The organism is Candidatus Brevundimonas phytovorans (assembly GCA_029203145.1).
GTDB classification, from domain to species: domain Bacteria; phylum Pseudomonadota; class Alphaproteobacteria; order Caulobacterales; family Caulobacteraceae; genus Brevundimonas; species Brevundimonas phytovorans.
In genome coordinates this window covers 1959812-1974907 of the sequence record CP119309.1, presented here as the reverse complement: position 1 = coordinate 1974907, position 15096 = coordinate 1959812, and the positions used below count along the sequence as shown (strand labels likewise).

At 68.0% G+C, this 15096-nt stretch carries 19 protein-coding genes; 16 read left to right on the top strand and 3 right to left on the bottom strand.

Annotated elements, in window-relative coordinates; genetic code table 11:
- Positions 1 to 786 (bottom strand): exodeoxyribonuclease III, encoded by a 786-nt coding sequence (xth, locus tag P0Y52_09765; protein ID WEK56834.1) that lies wholly within the window; start codon positions 784 to 786, stop codon positions 1 to 3.
- Positions 787 to 891: 105 nt separating this feature from the next.
- The gene (locus tag P0Y52_09760; protein WEK56833.1) at positions 892 to 1809 is read right to left on the bottom strand and encodes a hypothetical protein; all 918 of its coding nucleotides are present in this window, start codon (positions 1807 to 1809) and stop codon (positions 892 to 894) included.
- 115 nt (positions 1810 to 1924) lie between these two features.
- On the opposite strand from P0Y52_09760, the gene P0Y52_09755 reads away from it, so the two are divergent.
- From P0Y52_09755 to P0Y52_09730, 6 genes are read left to right on the top strand one after another with little or no spacing between them, the layout of a single operon-like run.
- Positions 1925 to 2995, top strand: coding sequence for an MBL fold metallo-hydrolase (locus P0Y52_09755; GenBank protein WEK56832.1), 1071 nt, complete (start codon positions 1925 to 1927; stop codon positions 2993 to 2995).
- Positions 2995 to 3768, top strand: coding sequence for an enoyl-CoA hydratase (locus P0Y52_09750; protein WEK56831.1), 774 nt, complete (start codon positions 2995 to 2997; stop codon positions 3766 to 3768). Before P0Y52_09755 ends, P0Y52_09750 begins: the two co-directional genes overlap by 1 nt.
- Positions 3769 to 3819: 51 nt before the next feature.
- The gene (locus P0Y52_09745; GenBank protein ID WEK56830.1) at positions 3820 to 4329 is read left to right on the top strand and encodes an N-acetyltransferase; all 510 of its coding nucleotides are present in this window, start codon (positions 3820 to 3822) and stop codon (positions 4327 to 4329) included.
- Between the two features lie 48 nt (positions 4330 to 4377).
- Entirely contained in the window at positions 4378 to 4929 is a 552-nt protein-coding gene (locus P0Y52_09740) for a DUF1285 domain-containing protein (GenBank protein ID WEK56829.1), read from the top strand.
- On the top strand, positions 4926 to 5588 hold the full coding sequence (locus P0Y52_09735) for a CoA pyrophosphatase (protein ID WEK56828.1): 663 nt from the start codon (positions 4926 to 4928) through the stop codon (positions 5586 to 5588). The genes P0Y52_09740 and P0Y52_09735 overlap by 4 nt, the downstream gene beginning before the upstream one ends.
- The gene (locus P0Y52_09730; GenBank protein WEK56827.1) at positions 5585 to 6790 is read left to right on the top strand and encodes a CCA tRNA nucleotidyltransferase; all 1206 of its coding nucleotides are present in this window, start codon (positions 5585 to 5587) and stop codon (positions 6788 to 6790) included. The genes P0Y52_09735 and P0Y52_09730 overlap by 4 nt, the downstream gene beginning before the upstream one ends.
- Here the strand turns inward: P0Y52_09730 and P0Y52_09725 are convergent.
- On the bottom strand, positions 6765 to 7724 hold the full coding sequence (locus P0Y52_09725) for an endonuclease/exonuclease/phosphatase family protein (GenBank protein WEK56826.1): 960 nt from the start codon (positions 7722 to 7724) through the stop codon (positions 6765 to 6767). The genes P0Y52_09730 and P0Y52_09725 overlap by 26 nt on opposite strands.
- Positions 7725 to 7908: 184 nt before the next feature.
- Here P0Y52_09725 and P0Y52_09720 point away from each other — a divergent pair, with 184 nt between their 5' ends.
- The 10 genes from P0Y52_09720 (at position 7909) to P0Y52_09675 (ending at position 15056) form a co-directional block, all read left to right on the top strand.
- Positions 7909 to 9414, top strand: a complete 1506-nt coding sequence (locus P0Y52_09720; protein ID WEK56825.1) for a DUF2793 domain-containing protein — start codon at positions 7909 to 7911, stop codon at positions 9412 to 9414.
- Positions 9415 to 9419: 5 nt separating this feature from the next.
- Entirely contained in the window at positions 9420 to 9575 is a 156-nt protein-coding gene (locus P0Y52_09715; protein WEK56824.1) for a hypothetical protein, read from the top strand.
- Positions 9572 to 9829, top strand: coding sequence for a hypothetical protein (locus P0Y52_09710; GenBank protein ID WEK56823.1), 258 nt, complete (start codon positions 9572 to 9574; stop codon positions 9827 to 9829). The genes P0Y52_09715 and P0Y52_09710 overlap by 4 nt, the downstream gene beginning before the upstream one ends.
- Positions 9826 to 10209 carry a M15 family metallopeptidase gene (locus P0Y52_09705; GenBank protein WEK56822.1) on the top strand — a complete coding sequence of 128 codons (384 nt, stop codon included), beginning with the start codon at positions 9826 to 9828 and terminating at the stop codon, positions 10207 to 10209. The genes P0Y52_09710 and P0Y52_09705 overlap by 4 nt, the downstream gene beginning before the upstream one ends.
- Before the next feature lie 8 nt (positions 10210 to 10217).
- Entirely contained in the window at positions 10218 to 10625 is a 408-nt protein-coding gene (locus P0Y52_09700) for a hypothetical protein (GenBank protein ID WEK56821.1), read from the top strand.
- Between the two features lie 446 nt (positions 10626 to 11071).
- Complete coding sequence (locus tag P0Y52_09695; protein ID WEK56820.1) at positions 11072 to 11929, top strand: flagellin; 858 nt, start codon at positions 11072 to 11074, stop codon at positions 11927 to 11929.
- A 111-nt stretch (positions 11930 to 12040) separates the two neighbouring features.
- On the top strand, positions 12041 to 12856 hold the full coding sequence (locus P0Y52_09690) for a flagellin (protein WEK56819.1): 816 nt from the start codon (positions 12041 to 12043) through the stop codon (positions 12854 to 12856).
- Between the two features lie 112 nt (positions 12857 to 12968).
- The gene (locus P0Y52_09685) at positions 12969 to 13775 is read left to right on the top strand and encodes a flagellin (protein ID WEK56818.1); all 807 of its coding nucleotides are present in this window, start codon (positions 12969 to 12971) and stop codon (positions 13773 to 13775) included.
- Between the two features lie 112 nt (positions 13776 to 13887).
- Positions 13888 to 14697 (top strand): flagellin, encoded by an 810-nt coding sequence (locus tag P0Y52_09680; protein ID WEK56817.1) that lies wholly within the window; start codon positions 13888 to 13890, stop codon positions 14695 to 14697.
- An 86-nt stretch (positions 14698 to 14783) separates the two neighbouring features.
- Complete coding sequence (locus P0Y52_09675) at positions 14784 to 15056, top strand: flagellar protein FlaG (protein ID WEK56816.1); 273 nt, start codon at positions 14784 to 14786, stop codon at positions 15054 to 15056.
- Positions 15057 to 15096 lie beyond the last annotated feature (40 nt).

Genomic DNA, 15096 nt, shown 5'->3' with positions numbered 1-15096 from the left:
TCAGGCGTCCAGATCCAGGTCGACCACCACGGGGACGTGGTCGCTGGGCTTTTCCATGTCGCGGGCCTCGCGGTGGGTCTCGATGCCGCGGAACCGGTCCGTCGCCTGGGGCGACAGCAGGGCGTAGTCGATGCGGATGCCGTTGTTCCTTTGCCAGGCGCCGGCCTGATAGTCCCAGAAGGTGTAGGTGCCCTTGGGCTCCTGACCCAACTCATGGGCGTCCGACAGGCCCAGCCACTTCATGGCGTTCAGGGCCGCGCGCGTTTCCGGCTGGAACAGGGCGTCGTTGACCCAGTCCTCGGGCTTGGCCGCGTCCTCGGGCGTCAGGATGCAGTTGTAGTCGCCGCACAGGGCCAGCGGCTCTTCATAGGCCAGCAGGCCCTTGGCGTGGTCGTGCAGACGCTGGAACCAGGCCAGCTTGTAGGGAAACTTCTCGGCGCCGAGCGGATTGCCGTTGGGCAGGTAGATCGACGCCACGCGCACCGGAACCGGGGCCTCGATGACAGCCTCCAGATAGCGGGCCTGTTCGTCGCTGTCGTCGCCAGGCAGGCCGCGCTGGATGTCTGACAGCGGGAACTTCGACAGGATGGCGACGCCGTTATAGGTCTTCTGACCGTGGGTCTCGACGTTGTAGCCCAGGCTCTCGAAGGCCTCGCGCGGGAATTTCTCGTCCACGCATTTGATTTCCTGGAAGCAGACGACGTCAGGATTGGCGGCTTCCAGCCAGGCCAGCACCGTGGGCAGGCGGGCGTTGACCGAGTTCACGTTCCAGGTGGCGATGCGCATGGCCGTAAGGCTAAGGCGAGCCGCGTTCACCGTGAAGGGGGCGGTGAAAACAAAGACGCCGCCGGAGTGATCCGGCGGCGCTTCGTTCGACGATCCGGATGTCGCCTAGGCTTGCGGCGTCGCGGCCGGAGGCGTGGTCGTCAGCTTGCAGCCGCCGCCGATCGTTTGGGCGGTGGCGCAGGGATAGACCTGTTGCACGGCTTTTTCGGCATTGAAGCGCACGATGACGCCGTCGGCGCCGGCGCAGGTCGCTTCATAGAAGCTGCCATTGGCGTTCTGGCCCATGAAGCGGGCCTGCTGCACGTCGCAACCGGCGGCATCGCTGCCAGCCAGCCAAGCCTTCAGGGTCGCGGCTTGCTCCGCGGGCTGAGTAAATTTGCAGGTCGCGTTGATCGAGGCGAGCTCGAAGCAGGGCGAACGCGTCCAGCCCGAGGCGGATTTCTGGATGCGAGCGCCGTCGGCGTTGGCGCAGCCGATCTCATAGACGATGGCGCCGTCGGCGGCGGCGCCGACAATCCCGGCGCCGTCGATGACGCAGTCCATGCCGGCTTCGCGTGCATAGGCCTCGAGAACGGCGGGGCCGTTGTCATTGGCCGGCAGGGTGCAAACTGTGCCAACCTCAGCCGCGGGGTCCTTGGCGCGGGCGTTTTCGGCGGAGGTTGCAAGGACCAGGCAGTCCGTGGCCGAAGGCGGGGTCGAGCCCAACACGATATAGCCGGGACCTGTGGCGCAGGCGATTTCGTAGAGCGAAGACTTGTCCGGCGTCTGGCCCAGGAGCTTGGCTTCGGTGATCTGGCAGGTGTTGCCCAGGGTGGTCAGATGCCCTTGAACGGCGGTGCGGACCTGGGCTTCGCTCGGCGCGCGAGCAGCGCGCGGCTCACGGCTGCGCCCAGCGCGATTGTTGGAGCCTTCACGAACTTCCGGCTGATTGGGTGCTTGGGATTGGGCGAAGGCCGGCGCGGCCATCGTCGAGGTCAGGGCGACCGCAGCAAGCACGGCCATAAAGCGGGAATACAGAGCCACGGGTGACGCTCCTGTCAAAGGGAGGAAACGTCCTGCCGGTCCAAAGAGCCTGGGTCAAGGCGATGGACGCGATGACATTCGCCCCATAAAGAGATGGTTTCGATAGGAGACGGACTTGGCAGACGGCGTCGCTGGACCTGATGGCCGCGTGGAGCGGGGGCTGACCTATCCGCTGGCCGGCGTGCCGGAAACCGGCCAGGCGATCGAGGTTGCGCCCGGTGTCCTGTGGCTGCGTCTGCCGCTGCCGATGACGCTGAACCATATCAACGTCTATGCCCTGGCGGATGGCGAGGGCTGGACCCTGGTGGATACGGGATTGAAGACCAGCGCCTCTCGCGAGGGGTGGGAGGCGGCGCTGGCGGGGCCGCTGGGCGGCAAGCCGGTCAAGAGGATCATCTGCACCCATATGCACCCCGACCATATCGGGCTGGCGGGCTGGCTGTGTGAGCGCTTTGACGCGCCCCTGCTGATGTCGCGGCTGGAATATGTGACGGCGCGGATGCTGATCGCCGACGAGGGTCAGCCTGCTCCGGATTCAGGTGAGATCTTCTATCGCGCCGCCGGTTGGAACAACGAACAGATCGCGCGCTGGCGCACCGGCTACGGCGGCTTCGGCAAGGCCGTGGCGCCTATGCCCTCGGCCTATCAGCGCCTGTCTGCAAACGACGTGGTGCGCATCGGCGCCGGAGACTGGCGTGTGGTGATCGGCGAAGGCCATAGCCCGGAGCATGTCTGCCTGTGGCGCGAGAGCGACGGCGTCATGCTGTCCGGCGATCAGATCCTGCCGCGTATTTCATCGAACGTGTCGGTCTGGCCCACAGAGCCTGACGGCGATCCCCTGGGCGAATGGCTGCGCTCGCTTGAGGCGCTGAAGGTGCGGCTGCCCGGCGATCTGTTCGTCCTGCCGTCCCACGGCGAACCCTTTTACGGCGTCACCACCCGGCTGGAGGCCCTGATCCGGGGGCATGAGACAGCGCTGAAGCGGCTGGAGCGGACGCTGAAGGCGCCGAGCCGCGCCGTCGATGTTTTTTCGGCCCTGTTCGCGCGCCCGGTGGGCGACGAGGTGCTGGGCATGGCGACGGGCGAGGCGATCGCTCACCTGAACTATCTGGCCCGCGAGGGGCGGGCCCGACGCGACCGCGATGAGGCGGGCGTCGACTGGTGGACACTGACGGAGGCGGCGTAATGAGCGAACACATCAAGGTTGATCTGGACGGCGGCGTCCTGACGGTCGTCTTCGACCGGACGGATAAGAAGAACGCCATTACCCAGGCCATGTACACGGCCCTGGCCGAGGCGACCGAGCGGGCCAAGGCGGACGACGCCGTGCGCGTGGTCCTGTTCCGCAGCGAGGGCGACTCGTTTTCGGCGGGCAACGACATCGCCGACTTCATCGCCATCGGTCAGACGACCGGCGACATGGTCGAGATGGGGGTGTTCCGCTTCCTGAAGTCTCTGGCCGATCTGGACAAGCCGGCGGTGGCGGCGGTGCGCGGGCGCGCCGTGGGCATCGGCCTGACGCTGCTGCTGCACTGTGACATGGTGGTGGTGGCCGAGGACGCCCTGTTGTCTGCGCCCTTCATCAACCTGGCCCTGGCGCCGGAAGCGGCCTCGACCCTGCTGCTGCCGGCGGTGATCGGCCATCAGCGCGCCTTTGAAATCTTCGCCCTGGGAGAGGCCATCGACGGCAAGACGGCCCTGGCCTGGGGCATGGCCAACCGGGCGGTTCCGGCCGATCAGGTCGACGCTACGGCCCGCCAGTTGGCCGACAAGCTGGCACAGCGCGCGCCCAACTCGATCCGCAAGACCAAGGCTCTGATGCGCGACGCCGAAGCCCTGTGGGTGCTGATGCAGCGTGAGGCCGAGGCCTTTGGCTCGCAGATGCGCAGCCCCGAAGCGATGGAAGCCTTCATGGCCTTCAGTCAGAAACGGGCGCCGGATTTCTCGAAAGCCGGCTGATTTCTCGCAAACGTGATTGATTCGAGGGGGCTGGGGGTCTAGGCGCCGCGCATGAACGCCGTCGCCGCCCCAGTCTCCGTCGAGTCCGCAGCCCCCGTCCGTATCGAGCGAGAACGATCGGGGGATTCTGCGTCGATTGACGCTCTGGTGCTGGCGGCCTTTGGTCCCGGTCGGTTCGCCAAGACGGCGGAGCGGCTGCGGGAAGCGGCGGCGCTGGCGGTCGGCTTTTGCGCCTTCGAAGGTGAACGGTTGATCGGGTCGGTGCGGCTGTGGTCGATCACAGTCGGGGCCGCGCGCTCGGTGTTTCTGGGGCCTATCGCGGTGGACGCCGCCAGCCGTCGCGGCGGGCTGGGCGCTGAATTGGTGCAGGCCTGCATCGACGAAGCCAGGGCGATGAAGCTGGACGGCGTGCTGTTGATCGGCGATCCGCCCTATTTCTCGCGCTTTGGCTTTGTGGCCGCGCCGGACGCTGTGTTCAGCGGGCCGGTGGATCGGCGTCGGATCATGTGGCTGCCGATCACGGCGACGGCGCCGGTCGGGGCCGTGCATCCGGTGGTCTGAGGGCCGTTCCACCTTCCTTTGCCGGGCGGCGCGCCCCATAGTTCGGAAATGACCAACCCAGCGACATCGTCCGGTCTGTCGGGCGTGGCCGAAGCCGCGCGGCAAGCGCCCGGGCGGGGTTTGCCGCCTGTGCATCTGTGGCATCCCGACCATTGCGGCGACATCGACATCCTGATCCGCGCCGACGGCGTCTGGATGCATGAAGGCGCGCCCATCGGTCGGGCCGAACTGGTGCGGCTGTTCTCGACCGTGCTGCGGAAGGACCCGGACGGCTATCACCTGGTCACGCCTGCCGAGAAGCTGAAGATCAAGGTCGAGGACCTGCCGTTCCGAGCCGTGACGATGCAGGCGGCGGACGGCGTGCTGAGGTTTACGACCGACGTGGGCGATGTGGTCGAGGCGGGGGCGGAGCACGCCATCATCGTCGAGACGGACGCGGCGACCGGCGAACCGGCGCCGCGCCTCCATGTGCGGGCGGACCTGTGGGCGCGGATCGCGCGGTCGGTCTTCTATGAGTTGGTCGAGCGGGCCGAGGCGGTGGACGGGCAACTGGTGGTGCGGTCCGGCAGCGAGGTCTTCGCCCTGGGGAGCGTGGAATGAGCTGCGAGAGTTTGAAGAAGCGGCTGCTGGCCCATCTCGACCCGGTCGAGACGTGGACGCCGGAGCGGACGGCGATCCGTTCGGACTATGATCTGAACCCCGACATGGCGCGTGCGGCGCGCGAACTGCGGCCCGCCGCCGTCCTGGTGCCGATCATCATGCATGACGACGGGCCAATGGTGTTGATGACGCGCCGTTCGGACAGCCTGGCCAGTCACACCGGCCAGATCGCCTTTCCCGGCGGGCGGCTGGACCCCGGCGAGACGGCGGGACAGGCGGCCCTGCGCGAAGCCTTCGAAGAGGTGGCGTTGGAGCCGAACGTGGTCGAACTGCTGGGGCTGGGCGATCCCTACGAGACGGGGACGGGGTTTCTGGTCACGCCGGTGGTCGGCTGGCTGACGGCGCCGCCGTCGGTCACGCCCTCGCCGGACGAGGTGGCCGAGGTGTTCGAGGTGCCGTGGGACTTTCTGATGGACCCGGTCAATCACCGCCGAGACTATTATGACCCCGAGGGCGGCGCACGGCGCTGGTTCTGGGCCATGCCGTTCGAGGAACGTTACATCTGGGGCGTGACGGCGGGCATTCTGAAGGGGCTGTTCGGGCGGCTGTACGGCGACGAGGTCGAGCCCCTGTCGGCGGCGGCCGAGGACGCGGCGTGAGCCACAGGCTGCAAGGGCAGGACTGGCTGACCGCCCCGACTACGCGAGCCGTGATGACGGCGCTGGCGGCGGCGGGCGGGGCGGATTGCGCGCGGTTTGTCGGCGGCTGCGTGCGCAACGCCCTGATCGGCGTGCCCATCGACGACATCGACATCGCCACGACCCTGACGCCTGACGCCGTGGTGGCGGCGCTGAAGGCGGCGGGCCTGCGTTCGGTTCCAACGGGCATCGAGCACGGGACGGTGACGGCGATTTCGGAGCGCCAGCCGTTCGAGATCACCACCCTGCGCCGCGACGTCTCGACGGACGGGCGGCGCGCCACGGTGGCCTTCACCACGGATTGGGCCGAGGACGCGGGGCGGCGGGATTTCCGTCTGAACGCCCTCTATGCCGACGCGGACGGCGTCATTCTCGACCCGACGGGGCAGGGGGTTGATGATGCGATGGCCGGGCGGATCGTCTTTGTGGGCGCGCCGGAGGGGCGCATCCGCGAGGACTACCTGCGCATCCTGCGCTTCTATCGCTTTTACGCCTGGTACGGGCGCGGCGCGCCGGATGCGGCGGCGGTGGCGGCCTGTGCGGCCTTGGCCGAGGGCGTCGAGCAGTTGTCGGCGGAGCGGGTGTCCAAGGAACTGCTGAAGCTGCTGGCCGCGCCCGATCCGCGCCCGGCGGTGCGGCTGATGGCTGAAGCGAGCGTGCTGGGGCGGGTGCTGTCGGGACCTGCTGACCTGGCCCTGTTCGAGGCGATGGTGGACCTGAGCGGCGATGCGGTGCTGCGGCTGTCGGCCTTATTGCCCGCTGATCCTGCGCGGGTGGCTGAGATTGCGCGCGCTCTGCGTCTGTCGAACGCCCAGCGCGACCGACTGGTCGCGGCGGTCGGCGGCGAGGGGACGACGGGGCTGACGGACCCGCAAGCGCGCGCGCTGATCTATCGCGACGGGCGTCAGGCCTTCGAGGACCGCGTCATGCGCGCCTGGGCGGCGGGCGGCAAGGCCGAGGACGCGCGGCGACTGCTGGCCTTGGCGCAGGACTGGTCGCGACCGTTGCTGCCTGTCGGCGGGCGCGATCTGGCGAAGCTGGGGCTGAAGCCGGGGCCGGAGACGGGGCGGGTGCTCAAGGCCTTTGAGGCTGGCTGGATCGCGGACGATTTCCCCGGCCACGGCCACGAAGAACGGCTCAGGGCGCTTCTGCCGCCAGTGTGAAGCGGGTGATGACGGGGCGGTGGTCCGAGCCGGTCTTGCGGCCCAGCTTGCGTTCCAGCAGGGCCAGGTCGGGAGAGCGCCAGACCTGGTCGATGGTCATGGCGGCGGCCGACGGAACCGCCGCGGGCCAGGTGCCGGGCCAGCCGGGGGCGGGGATCAGGCCGGCCTCGGCCTGGATCTGACGGCCGATGCGGGCGCTGGAGACGCTGTTGAAATCGCCCGCTGCGATGACCGGGCCGGTCAGGTCGCGGCGAATGGCGGCGAGCGCTGCGGCCTGATGAATCTGGCCCCACTGAGGCTGGAAGGGCCAGGGCCGGGTCAGGTGGGCGCCGACGATGTTGACGGGGCCGAGCGGGGTCTGGGCGGTCGCGGCGACCGAGACCAGGCCATCGGGCCGGTCGGCGATGGCGGTCAGGGGATAGCGCGAGGCGATGGCGGCGCGGGCGGCGCCGCTGGGCCGGTCCACGCGGGCGTTCAGCACGCGATGCGGGTAGCCAGCGAGCACGCGATCCAACTGAGCCGAGGGCGCGTCGCCCAGTTCGACCAGAACCACGATGTCGGGGTTCGCCTCACGGATGGAGCGGGTGATGGCCTCGACGTCGGTGTTCCAGGCCCAGAGGTTGGCGGAATAGAGGGTCAGCGCCGGCGCGCCTTCGCGGGGCAAGGCCCCGCCGCGTGGGAACCACTGCGGCCAGGCGGCGAGGATCAGCAGGACGGTGACGCCCAGACCCGCGATCATGGCGGGGCGCACCCTCAGCAGGGCGCTGGCCAGGGTCAGAAGCAGGGTTACGGCCAGGGCTGGGGCCGCGAACTGGGCCAACAGGTCGGTCCAGCGGTGGTCGAACCGCGAGAGCGCCGACAGGGCGATGACGGCGGGCGCGGCCAGCAAGCCCAGCAACGCCAGGTGGATCACGGCCTTCAACGGTGAGATCAAGCGGACTTCCTTGAGGACAGATGCGGCGGACCGCCCCCTTGGCCTATCCGACCGGGGCGCCGCCTGTCGAGAGCGAGGCCGCGGCGTCCGACGCTCGACGACGCGCGCAATTTGGGCGGCCAATCCCTGTGATTTTCCGGGTTTGCCGGGCGCCGCCCGCGTTCGGCGCGCCTGAGTCGCAGGCTTGAGCAGACTGATCCTCCAATCCCTGGAGGACTATTCGATGAGCGACGACGCCAGCGCCCGGCTGGGCCTGCCCTATCTTGCGGCGGGACAACTGCAAAAGCATGTCACCCTGAACGAGGCGCTGACCCGTCTGGACGCCCTGACCCAGACCGCGGTGGTCAGCCGCACGGTGACGGCCCAGCCTGCGACCCCCGCCGACGGCGCCCTCTATATTCTGCCGCCCGGCGCCACCGGCGCGGAGTGGGCCGGACGACCGACAGGCAGCCTGATGCGCGCCGAAGCGGGCGGCTGGATCGCGGTCGCGGCGCCCGACGGCCTGCTGGCCGTGGTGCTCGATAGCGAAGAGGTGCTGGTGCGGCGGGCCGGGCTCTGGACGCCGCTGGCGGGCGAGCCCGTCACGGCCCTGCAAAACCTGACCCGTCTGGGGGTGAACACCGCGGCGGATGCGGCCAATATCTTCGCCGCCCGTCTGAACAAGGCGCTGTGGACCGCGCTGGAGAGCGAGAGCGGCGGCGACGGCGATCTGCGCTTCACCTTCAACAAGCAGGGGGCGTCGGACGTCCTGTCCCTGCTGTTCCAGAGCGGCTGGGGCGGGCGGGCCGAGCTGGGCCTTATTGGGGACGACGACCTGAGGCTCAAGGTCAGCGCCGACGGCGGGACCTGGCGCGAGGCCTTCACGGTGGATCGCGCGACCGCGCGTCTGTGGTTCGCCCAAGGTGCGACGCGGCGTGAGACCACGGTGCTGACAACGGGCGCCAGCTGGACCCCGCCTGCCTGGGCGCGCTGGGTCGAGGCGGTGTGCGTGGGGGGCGGCGGCGGCGGTGGAAACGGTGCGATCGGAGCGGCCGGAACCGCGCGCTTTGGCGGCGGCGGGGGCGGCGCAGGCGGCGTGGTCACAGGGCTGTGGCCGGTCAACGGGTTCTCCGGCGCGCTTGCCGTGGCGGTCGGGGCGGGCGGCGTCAGCGGCGGCGCCGGCGCGAGCTCGACGGTCTCGGCAGGGGGAAATCTGCTGCTGACGGGCGAGGGCGGCAAGGGCGGGGCGGCAGGAACCGCATCCTCGGGCGTGGGCGGCGCGGGGGGCGGGGGGCTGATCCGCTCCAACGCGGGGGGCGACTCGTCGGCGACCGCCATCGCTGGCGTCGGGCAGGCGCAGAGCCGGCCGGACGGTCCGGGCGGCGGCGGTGCAGGCGGCGGCGTCAGCGCGGCTAACGTCGCCTTCAGCGGCGGCGCGGGCGGTGACGGCGCGGTCCTGCATGTTCGGGCGGCGGGGGGGCTGGGGCGCACGACATCCGGTCTGGGCGGTCAGGCGTCGCCGCTGTCGGCCTTGTCCTGCGTGGGCGGCGGCGGTGGAGGCGGCGGCGGCGCGGCCTCGGGCGCAGGCAATCCCGGCGCGGGGGGCGGTCTCTATGGCGCGGGCGGCGGGGGCGGCGGCGCGGGTGTGACAGCGGGCGGCGCGGGCGGCGCGGGCGCGGCGGGCGTCGTCTGGCTGACGGCGATCGGGTGAGCGGCATGACCCGATATTTCGATCGCATCTTCGAGCCGGACCTGCTGGACGAGGAGGTCTGGACCGCGCCCGAGCGGCTGACCCCCGACGACTGTTTCGACCATCTGGGCAGCGACTGGCGCAGGCCCGCCGCGCCCCGCGATCAGGAGGATGAAGGATGAGCGAGATCGGTTTGGCCGAGGGGCGCTGGCTGTGGCGCAGGCTCTATGTTTTTGTCGCCAGCGCGGGGCTGTGGGTCCTGCTGGCGCGGGCGGTGGGGCGGACGGCGCCCGCCGACCTGCCGCGCGTGGCCGAGGGGCTGATGGGGCTGATCGCCCTGATGCTGGTCCTCTATCTGGTGGCGCCGACGGCCCAGCAGATGATCGCCATGCTGGCCAATCTGCGCCTGCGTCTGGCGACGGGAGGCAGGGCGTGAGCTTTCGTCTGTCGCAACGCTCGCGCACCCGGTTGCAGGGCGTCCACCCGGACCTGATTGCGGTGGTCGAGGAAGCGATCCGTCTGAGCCCGGTGGACTTCATGGTGACGGAGGGGCTGCGCGATCCCGCCCGTCAGGCCGCGCTGGTGAAGGCCGGGGCCAGCCGCACGTTGAACTCGCGTCACCTGACGGGGCACGCAGTCGATGTGGCGGCCCTGATTGGCGGGGCGGTGCGCTGGGACTGGCCGCTGTATGGCCGTATCGCGGGCGCCTTCAAGGCGGCGGCGAGCGACCTGGGCGTACCCCTGACCTGGGGCGGCGACTGGACCCGGCTGAGGGACGGTCCGCACTTCGAACTGGATCGGAGGGCCTATCCATGAGGGCCGTAATGCGGACGCTGACGCCGCTGGGATGGTTGGCCCTGATGGGGGCGGCGGTCCTGTTGCTGGCGATCGCCGGCCGCGGGCTGGGGCTGCGCTGGGACCCGTTCGACCTTCAGCAGAAGCGGCTGGACGCGGCCCAGGCGCAGGCGAGTCAGGCCGAGCGTGACGCCGATGCGCGCCGTATCGAGACGGCGGGGCAGGCGCAGCAGGCCGTCCGCCTCGAAATCCATCACCGACAGAATCTGGCCGTGGAGCGGGCGACCGTCGCGGCCGTCACCCAGGCAAGGAGCGCCGAGGATGCGAACCAACTCTTGGACCCTGTGCGGGCTGATCGTCTGCACGCTCATGACCGCGAGCTGTGCCGGCTCGCCCCCGATCTCGACGGTTGCGCCGCCCCGCCTGGTTCTGGCTGAGGCGGCGACGCGTCCCTGCGCTCTGGCCGTTCTGCCGCCGGCGCCCAGTCTGGCCGACCTGGAGGCCGGCTATCTTCTGCGCGGCGCCCAGATCCTGGCCTGTGACAGCGCGCGGCGACTGGCGGTCGATGCCTTGAGCGCAGAACGGGCGATGCAGGACCGATGGAGAGAGGCGGAAAAGGTCGGGCGGAAAGGCGCGCGGCGCGGCTGATGTGGCGCTTCTTGCCGGGCGACCCGGCAAAACCTGCCGGTTTCGGCTGTCGCCCGGCAGGATTTGCCGAGCTGTAAACGTGGTTTACCAAATCTAACGTATAAAAATCAATGCGTTGAGAAACTGGCGCAGCGGGGTCCGAGTGGCCCCGTCCTTGCTCCTAGTCTTCCCGAGCAGAAAGCTCCCGGCAGCCAAAATGGCGTCGGACATGTCGAAGACACATAGGAAAGCCAAAATGGCTAACAGCATCAATACGAATGCCGGGGCTCTTGTCGCCCTGCAAAATCTCAACGCGACCAGCCGTGACCTCAACGTCACGCAAAACCGCGTGAACACAGGCCTGAAGGTTTCCTCGGCCAAGGACAACGGCGCGATCTTCGCGATCGCCACCAATCAGCGCGCCGAGATGGGCGCCTTGGACGCCGTCAAGAATTCCATGCAGCGCGGCCAGTCGATCGTCGACGTGGCCCTGGCCGCCGGCGAGACCGTGGTCAAGGCTCTGGAAGAGCAGAAGAGCCTGGCGGTCGCCATCTCCAACGCCTCCGGCGACGCTCTGAAGGCCTACGTCACCGACTACAACGCCCTGGGCGCCGAAATCACCAAGGCCCTGGCCGGCGCGACCTTCGACGGCGTCAACCTGTGGACGGACACCACCGCCGCCGGCGCCAACATCAGCGTCAAGACCGGCACCGGCACGACCGACAACTTCGTGCTGAAGGGCGGCGCGACCGCGACGACCGCCACGGCTCCGGCCAGCGCAACCACCCTGGTCATCTCCAACTACACCACGCCCAGCGCCGCCGACATCACGGCCATGCAGGGCCTGACCACGGTCGTCACCGGCTCCATCACCTCCTTCACCAGCGAACTGGGCGCCATGGGCACCAAGTCGAAGTCGCTCGAACGCTCGCTGATCTTCACCAACAAGATCCAGGACGCGGTCGAGGTCGGGATCGGCAACCTGGTGGACGCAGACCTGGCCAAGGAAAGCGCCAAACTGACGGCCCTGCAAACCAAACAACAACTCGGCGTCCAGGCGCTGGGCATCGCGAACCAGGCCAGCTCGATCCTGCTGGGTCTGTTCCGTTCGTAAGAATTGGATGCGGGTCTGCGGGCCCGTCTCTCGATACCACCCCCACCGAGCAGAATGCTCCCGGCAGTCAAAATGACGTCGGAAATGTCTGAAGACTAAGGAAGTTCCAGTATGGCTAACAGCATCAACACCAATGCCGGCGCCCTCGTTGCCCTGCAAAACCTCAACAACACGAGCCGTGATCTGGGCATTACCCAGAACCGCGTGAATACCGGCATGAAGGTGTCTTCGGCCAAGGACAACGGCGCCATCTTCGCCATCGCCACCAACCAGCGCGCCGAGATGGGCGCCCTGGACGCCGTGAAGCAGTCGATGCAACGCGGTCAATCGATCGTCGACGTGGCTCTGGCTGCGGGTGAGACCATCACCAAGGCGCTTGAAGAACAGAAGAGCCTGGCGGTCGCGATCGAATCCTCCGTCGCCGGTTCGGCGGCTGAAACGGCCTACCTGGCGGACTTCAACGCCCTCGGCAATGAAATCACCAAGGCCCTGGGCGGCGCCACCTTCGACGGCGTCAACCTGTTCTCGGCGACCACCACGGACGCGATCACGGTCAAGACCGGTACAGCCACGGCGGACATCTTCACCCTGAAAGCCGCCTCGACCGCCGCGACCGCGGTATCGACGGCAGGCGGCGGCGTCGTCCGTGCTGGCGCGACGGCCGCCCTGGTCGAAACGGCGCTCAAGGGCTTCACCGCGGAGCTGGGCAAGCTGGGCACGCAGTCCAAGTCGCTGGAACGCTCGCTGACCTTCACCGGCAAGATCCAGGACTCGATCGAAGTCGGTATCGGCAACCTGGTCGATGCGGATCTGGCCAAGGAAAGCGCCAAGCTGACGGCGCTGCAAACCAAACAACAACTCGGCGTCCAGGCGCTGGGCATCGCGAACCAGTCCAGCTCGGTCCTGCTGGGCCTGTTCCGCGGTTAAAGAATTGGAAGCGGGCCTACGGGCCCGTTTTTGATGAGGAGACTACCCCCGAGCAGAACGCTCTCGGCGTCAAAACGGCGTCGGAAATGTCAAAGACAAAGGAAAAGCCAAAATGGCTAATAGCATCAATACAAACGCGGGCGCACTGATTGCTCTGCAAAACCTCAACAACACGAGCCGCGATCTTGCGGTCACGCAAAATCGTGTGAACACTGGTCAGAAGGTTTCTTCGGCCAAGGACAATGGCGCCATCTTCGCCATCGCCACCAACCAGCGCGCCGAAATGGGCGCCCTGGACGCCGTGAAGCAGTCGATGCAACGCGGCCAATCGATCGTCGACGTGGCTCTGGCTGCCGGCGAGACCATCACCAAGGCGCTTGAAGAGCAGAAGAGCCTGGCGGTGGCGATTGAATCCTCGGTCGCCGGTTCGGCGGCTGAAACGGCCTACCTGGCGGACTTCAACGCCCTCGGCAATGAAATCACCAAGGCCCTGGGCGGCGCCAACTTCGACGGCGTCAACCTGTTCTCGACCGCTGCGGCGGACATCGAGGTCAAGACCGGCACGGCGGCTGCGGACAAGTTCGTCCTGAAGGCCACGGGCGCGGCTACGGCTGTCGCCACCGCCGGCGGCGGCAAGGTGCGGGCTGATGCGACGGCTGCGGCTGTCGAGACTGAGATCAAGGCCTTCACGGCCGTTCTCGGCGGTCTCGGCACCAAGTCCAAGTCGCTGGAAAGGTCGCTGACCTTCACCAGCAAGATGCAGGACGCGCTTGAAGTCGGCGTCGGCAACCTGGTGGACGCCGACCTGGCCAAGGAAAGCGCGCGCCTGACGGCTCTGCAGACCAAGCAACAGCTGGGCGTGCAGGCGCTGTCGATCGCGAACCAGTCGAGCTCGGTTCTGCTCGGCCTGTTCCGCTAAAGAATTAGGGGCGGGCCTGCGGGTCCGCCCCTGATGTGACTACCCCGAGCAGAATGCTCCCGGCTGCCAAAACGGCGTCGGAAATGTCGAAGACAATAAAGGAAGTGCCAAAATGGCTAATAGCATCAACACCAACGCAGGCGCACTGATTGCTCTGCAAAACCTGAACAACACGAGCCGTGATCTCTCGATCACGCAAAACCGTGTGAATACCGGCCAGAAGGTTTCTTCGGCCAAGGACAATGGCGCCATCTTCGCCATCGCCACCAATCAGCGCGCCGAGATGGGCGCCCTGGACGCCGTGAAGCAGTCGATGCAACGCGGCCAATCGATCGTCGATGTGGCCTTGGCCGCGGGCGAGACCATCACCAAGGCTCTTGAAGAACAGAAGAGCCTGGCGGTCGCGATCGAATCCTCGGTTGCCGGTTCGGCTGCCGAAACGGCCTACCTGGCTGACTTCAACGCCCTCGGCAATGAAATCACCAAGGCTCTGGGCGGCGCCACCTTCGACGGCGTCAACCTGTTCTCAGCGACCACGCCGGCCATTGAAGTCAAGACCGGCACGGGCGCGACGGACCTCTTCACGTTGAAGGCTGCTGGCGGGGCCGCTACGGCGGTCGCCACGGCGGGCGGTGCGGTCGCTCGGGCCGGCGCCACGGCTGCGGCCGTGGATACGGCGCTCAAGGGCTTCACAGCCGAACTGGGCTCGCTGGGCACCAAGTCCAAGTCGCTGGAAAGGTCGCTGACCTTCACCAGCAAGATGCAGGACGCTCTGGAAGTCGGCGTCGGCAACCTGGTGGATGCCGATCTGGCCAAGGAAAGCGCGCGCCTGACGGCTCTGCAAACCAAGCAACAGCTGGGTGTGCAGGCGCTGTCGATCGCGAACCAGTCGAGCTCGGTTCTGCTCGGTCTGTTCCGCTAACAAGACGTGATCGAGGGCGGGTCTTTCGATCCGCCCTCGTTCGCACGTGAGGAGACAGGAGGCGCGGCTCAGCCGCGTAAGGGGAAATGGCAGACAATGTCGCAAAGCTCCCGAACATAACCCTCGTTCAACCTGACACGCTTGGTCAGGCGGTCGAGGCGCCGGTCAGGCCCGTCAAGGCTGAACCCGACGCTGGGCGTTATCGCCTGACCATCGAGGAAGGCCCGAGCGGGTTTGTCTACAAGACCCGCGACCGCGTCACCGGCGAAGTCATTCGCCAGTTGCCGCGCGAAGAGGTCGTGAAAATGAGCGCCCGCCCAGGCTATGGGGCGGGGGAGCTGATCAAGACCAAGGTCTGATCGGCGTAGTAGCGTGGACTGCGGCGCCGCCGGTTTTCCG

What these genes read in the sequence shown, in the direction of transcription:
- P0Y52_09710 (WEK56823.1), top strand. Translation starts at nt 9,572, where the DNA reads ATGAGCGAGATCGGTTTGGCCGAGGGGCGCTGGCTGTGGCGCAGGCTC.
- P0Y52_09690 (WEK56819.1), top strand. Translation starts at nt 12,041, where the DNA reads ATGGCTAACAGCATCAACACCAATGCCGGCGCCCTCGTTGCCCTGCAA.
- P0Y52_09680 (WEK56817.1), top strand. Translation starts at nt 13,888, where the DNA reads ATGGCTAATAGCATCAACACCAACGCAGGCGCACTGATTGCTCTGCAA.
- P0Y52_09740 (WEK56829.1), top strand. Translation starts at nt 4,378, where the DNA reads ATGACCAACCCAGCGACATCGTCCGGTCTGTCGGGCGTGGCCGAAGCC.
- P0Y52_09735 (WEK56828.1), top strand. Translation starts at nt 4,926, where the DNA reads ATGAGCTGCGAGAGTTTGAAGAAGCGGCTGCTGGCCCATCTCGACCCG.
- P0Y52_09715 (WEK56824.1), top strand. Translation starts at nt 9,420, where the DNA reads ATGACCCGATATTTCGATCGCATCTTCGAGCCGGACCTGCTGGACGAG.
- P0Y52_09685 (WEK56818.1), top strand. Translation starts at nt 12,969, where the DNA reads ATGGCTAATAGCATCAATACAAACGCGGGCGCACTGATTGCTCTGCAA.
- P0Y52_09700 (WEK56821.1), top strand. Translation starts at nt 10,218, where the DNA reads ATGCGGACGCTGACGCCGCTGGGATGGTTGGCCCTGATGGGGGCGGCG.
- P0Y52_09675 (WEK56816.1), top strand. Translation starts at nt 14,784, where the DNA reads ATGGCAGACAATGTCGCAAAGCTCCCGAACATAACCCTCGTTCAACCT.
- P0Y52_09745 (WEK56830.1), top strand. Translation starts at nt 3,820, where the DNA reads ATGAACGCCGTCGCCGCCCCAGTCTCCGTCGAGTCCGCAGCCCCCGTC.
- P0Y52_09695 (WEK56820.1), top strand. Translation starts at nt 11,072, where the DNA reads ATGGCTAACAGCATCAATACGAATGCCGGGGCTCTTGTCGCCCTGCAA.
- P0Y52_09750 (WEK56831.1), top strand. Translation starts at nt 2,995, where the DNA reads ATGAGCGAACACATCAAGGTTGATCTGGACGGCGGCGTCCTGACGGTC.
- xth (WEK56834.1), bottom strand. Translation starts at nt 786, where the DNA reads ATGCGCATCGCCACCTGGAACGTGAACTCGGTCAACGCCCGCCTGCCC.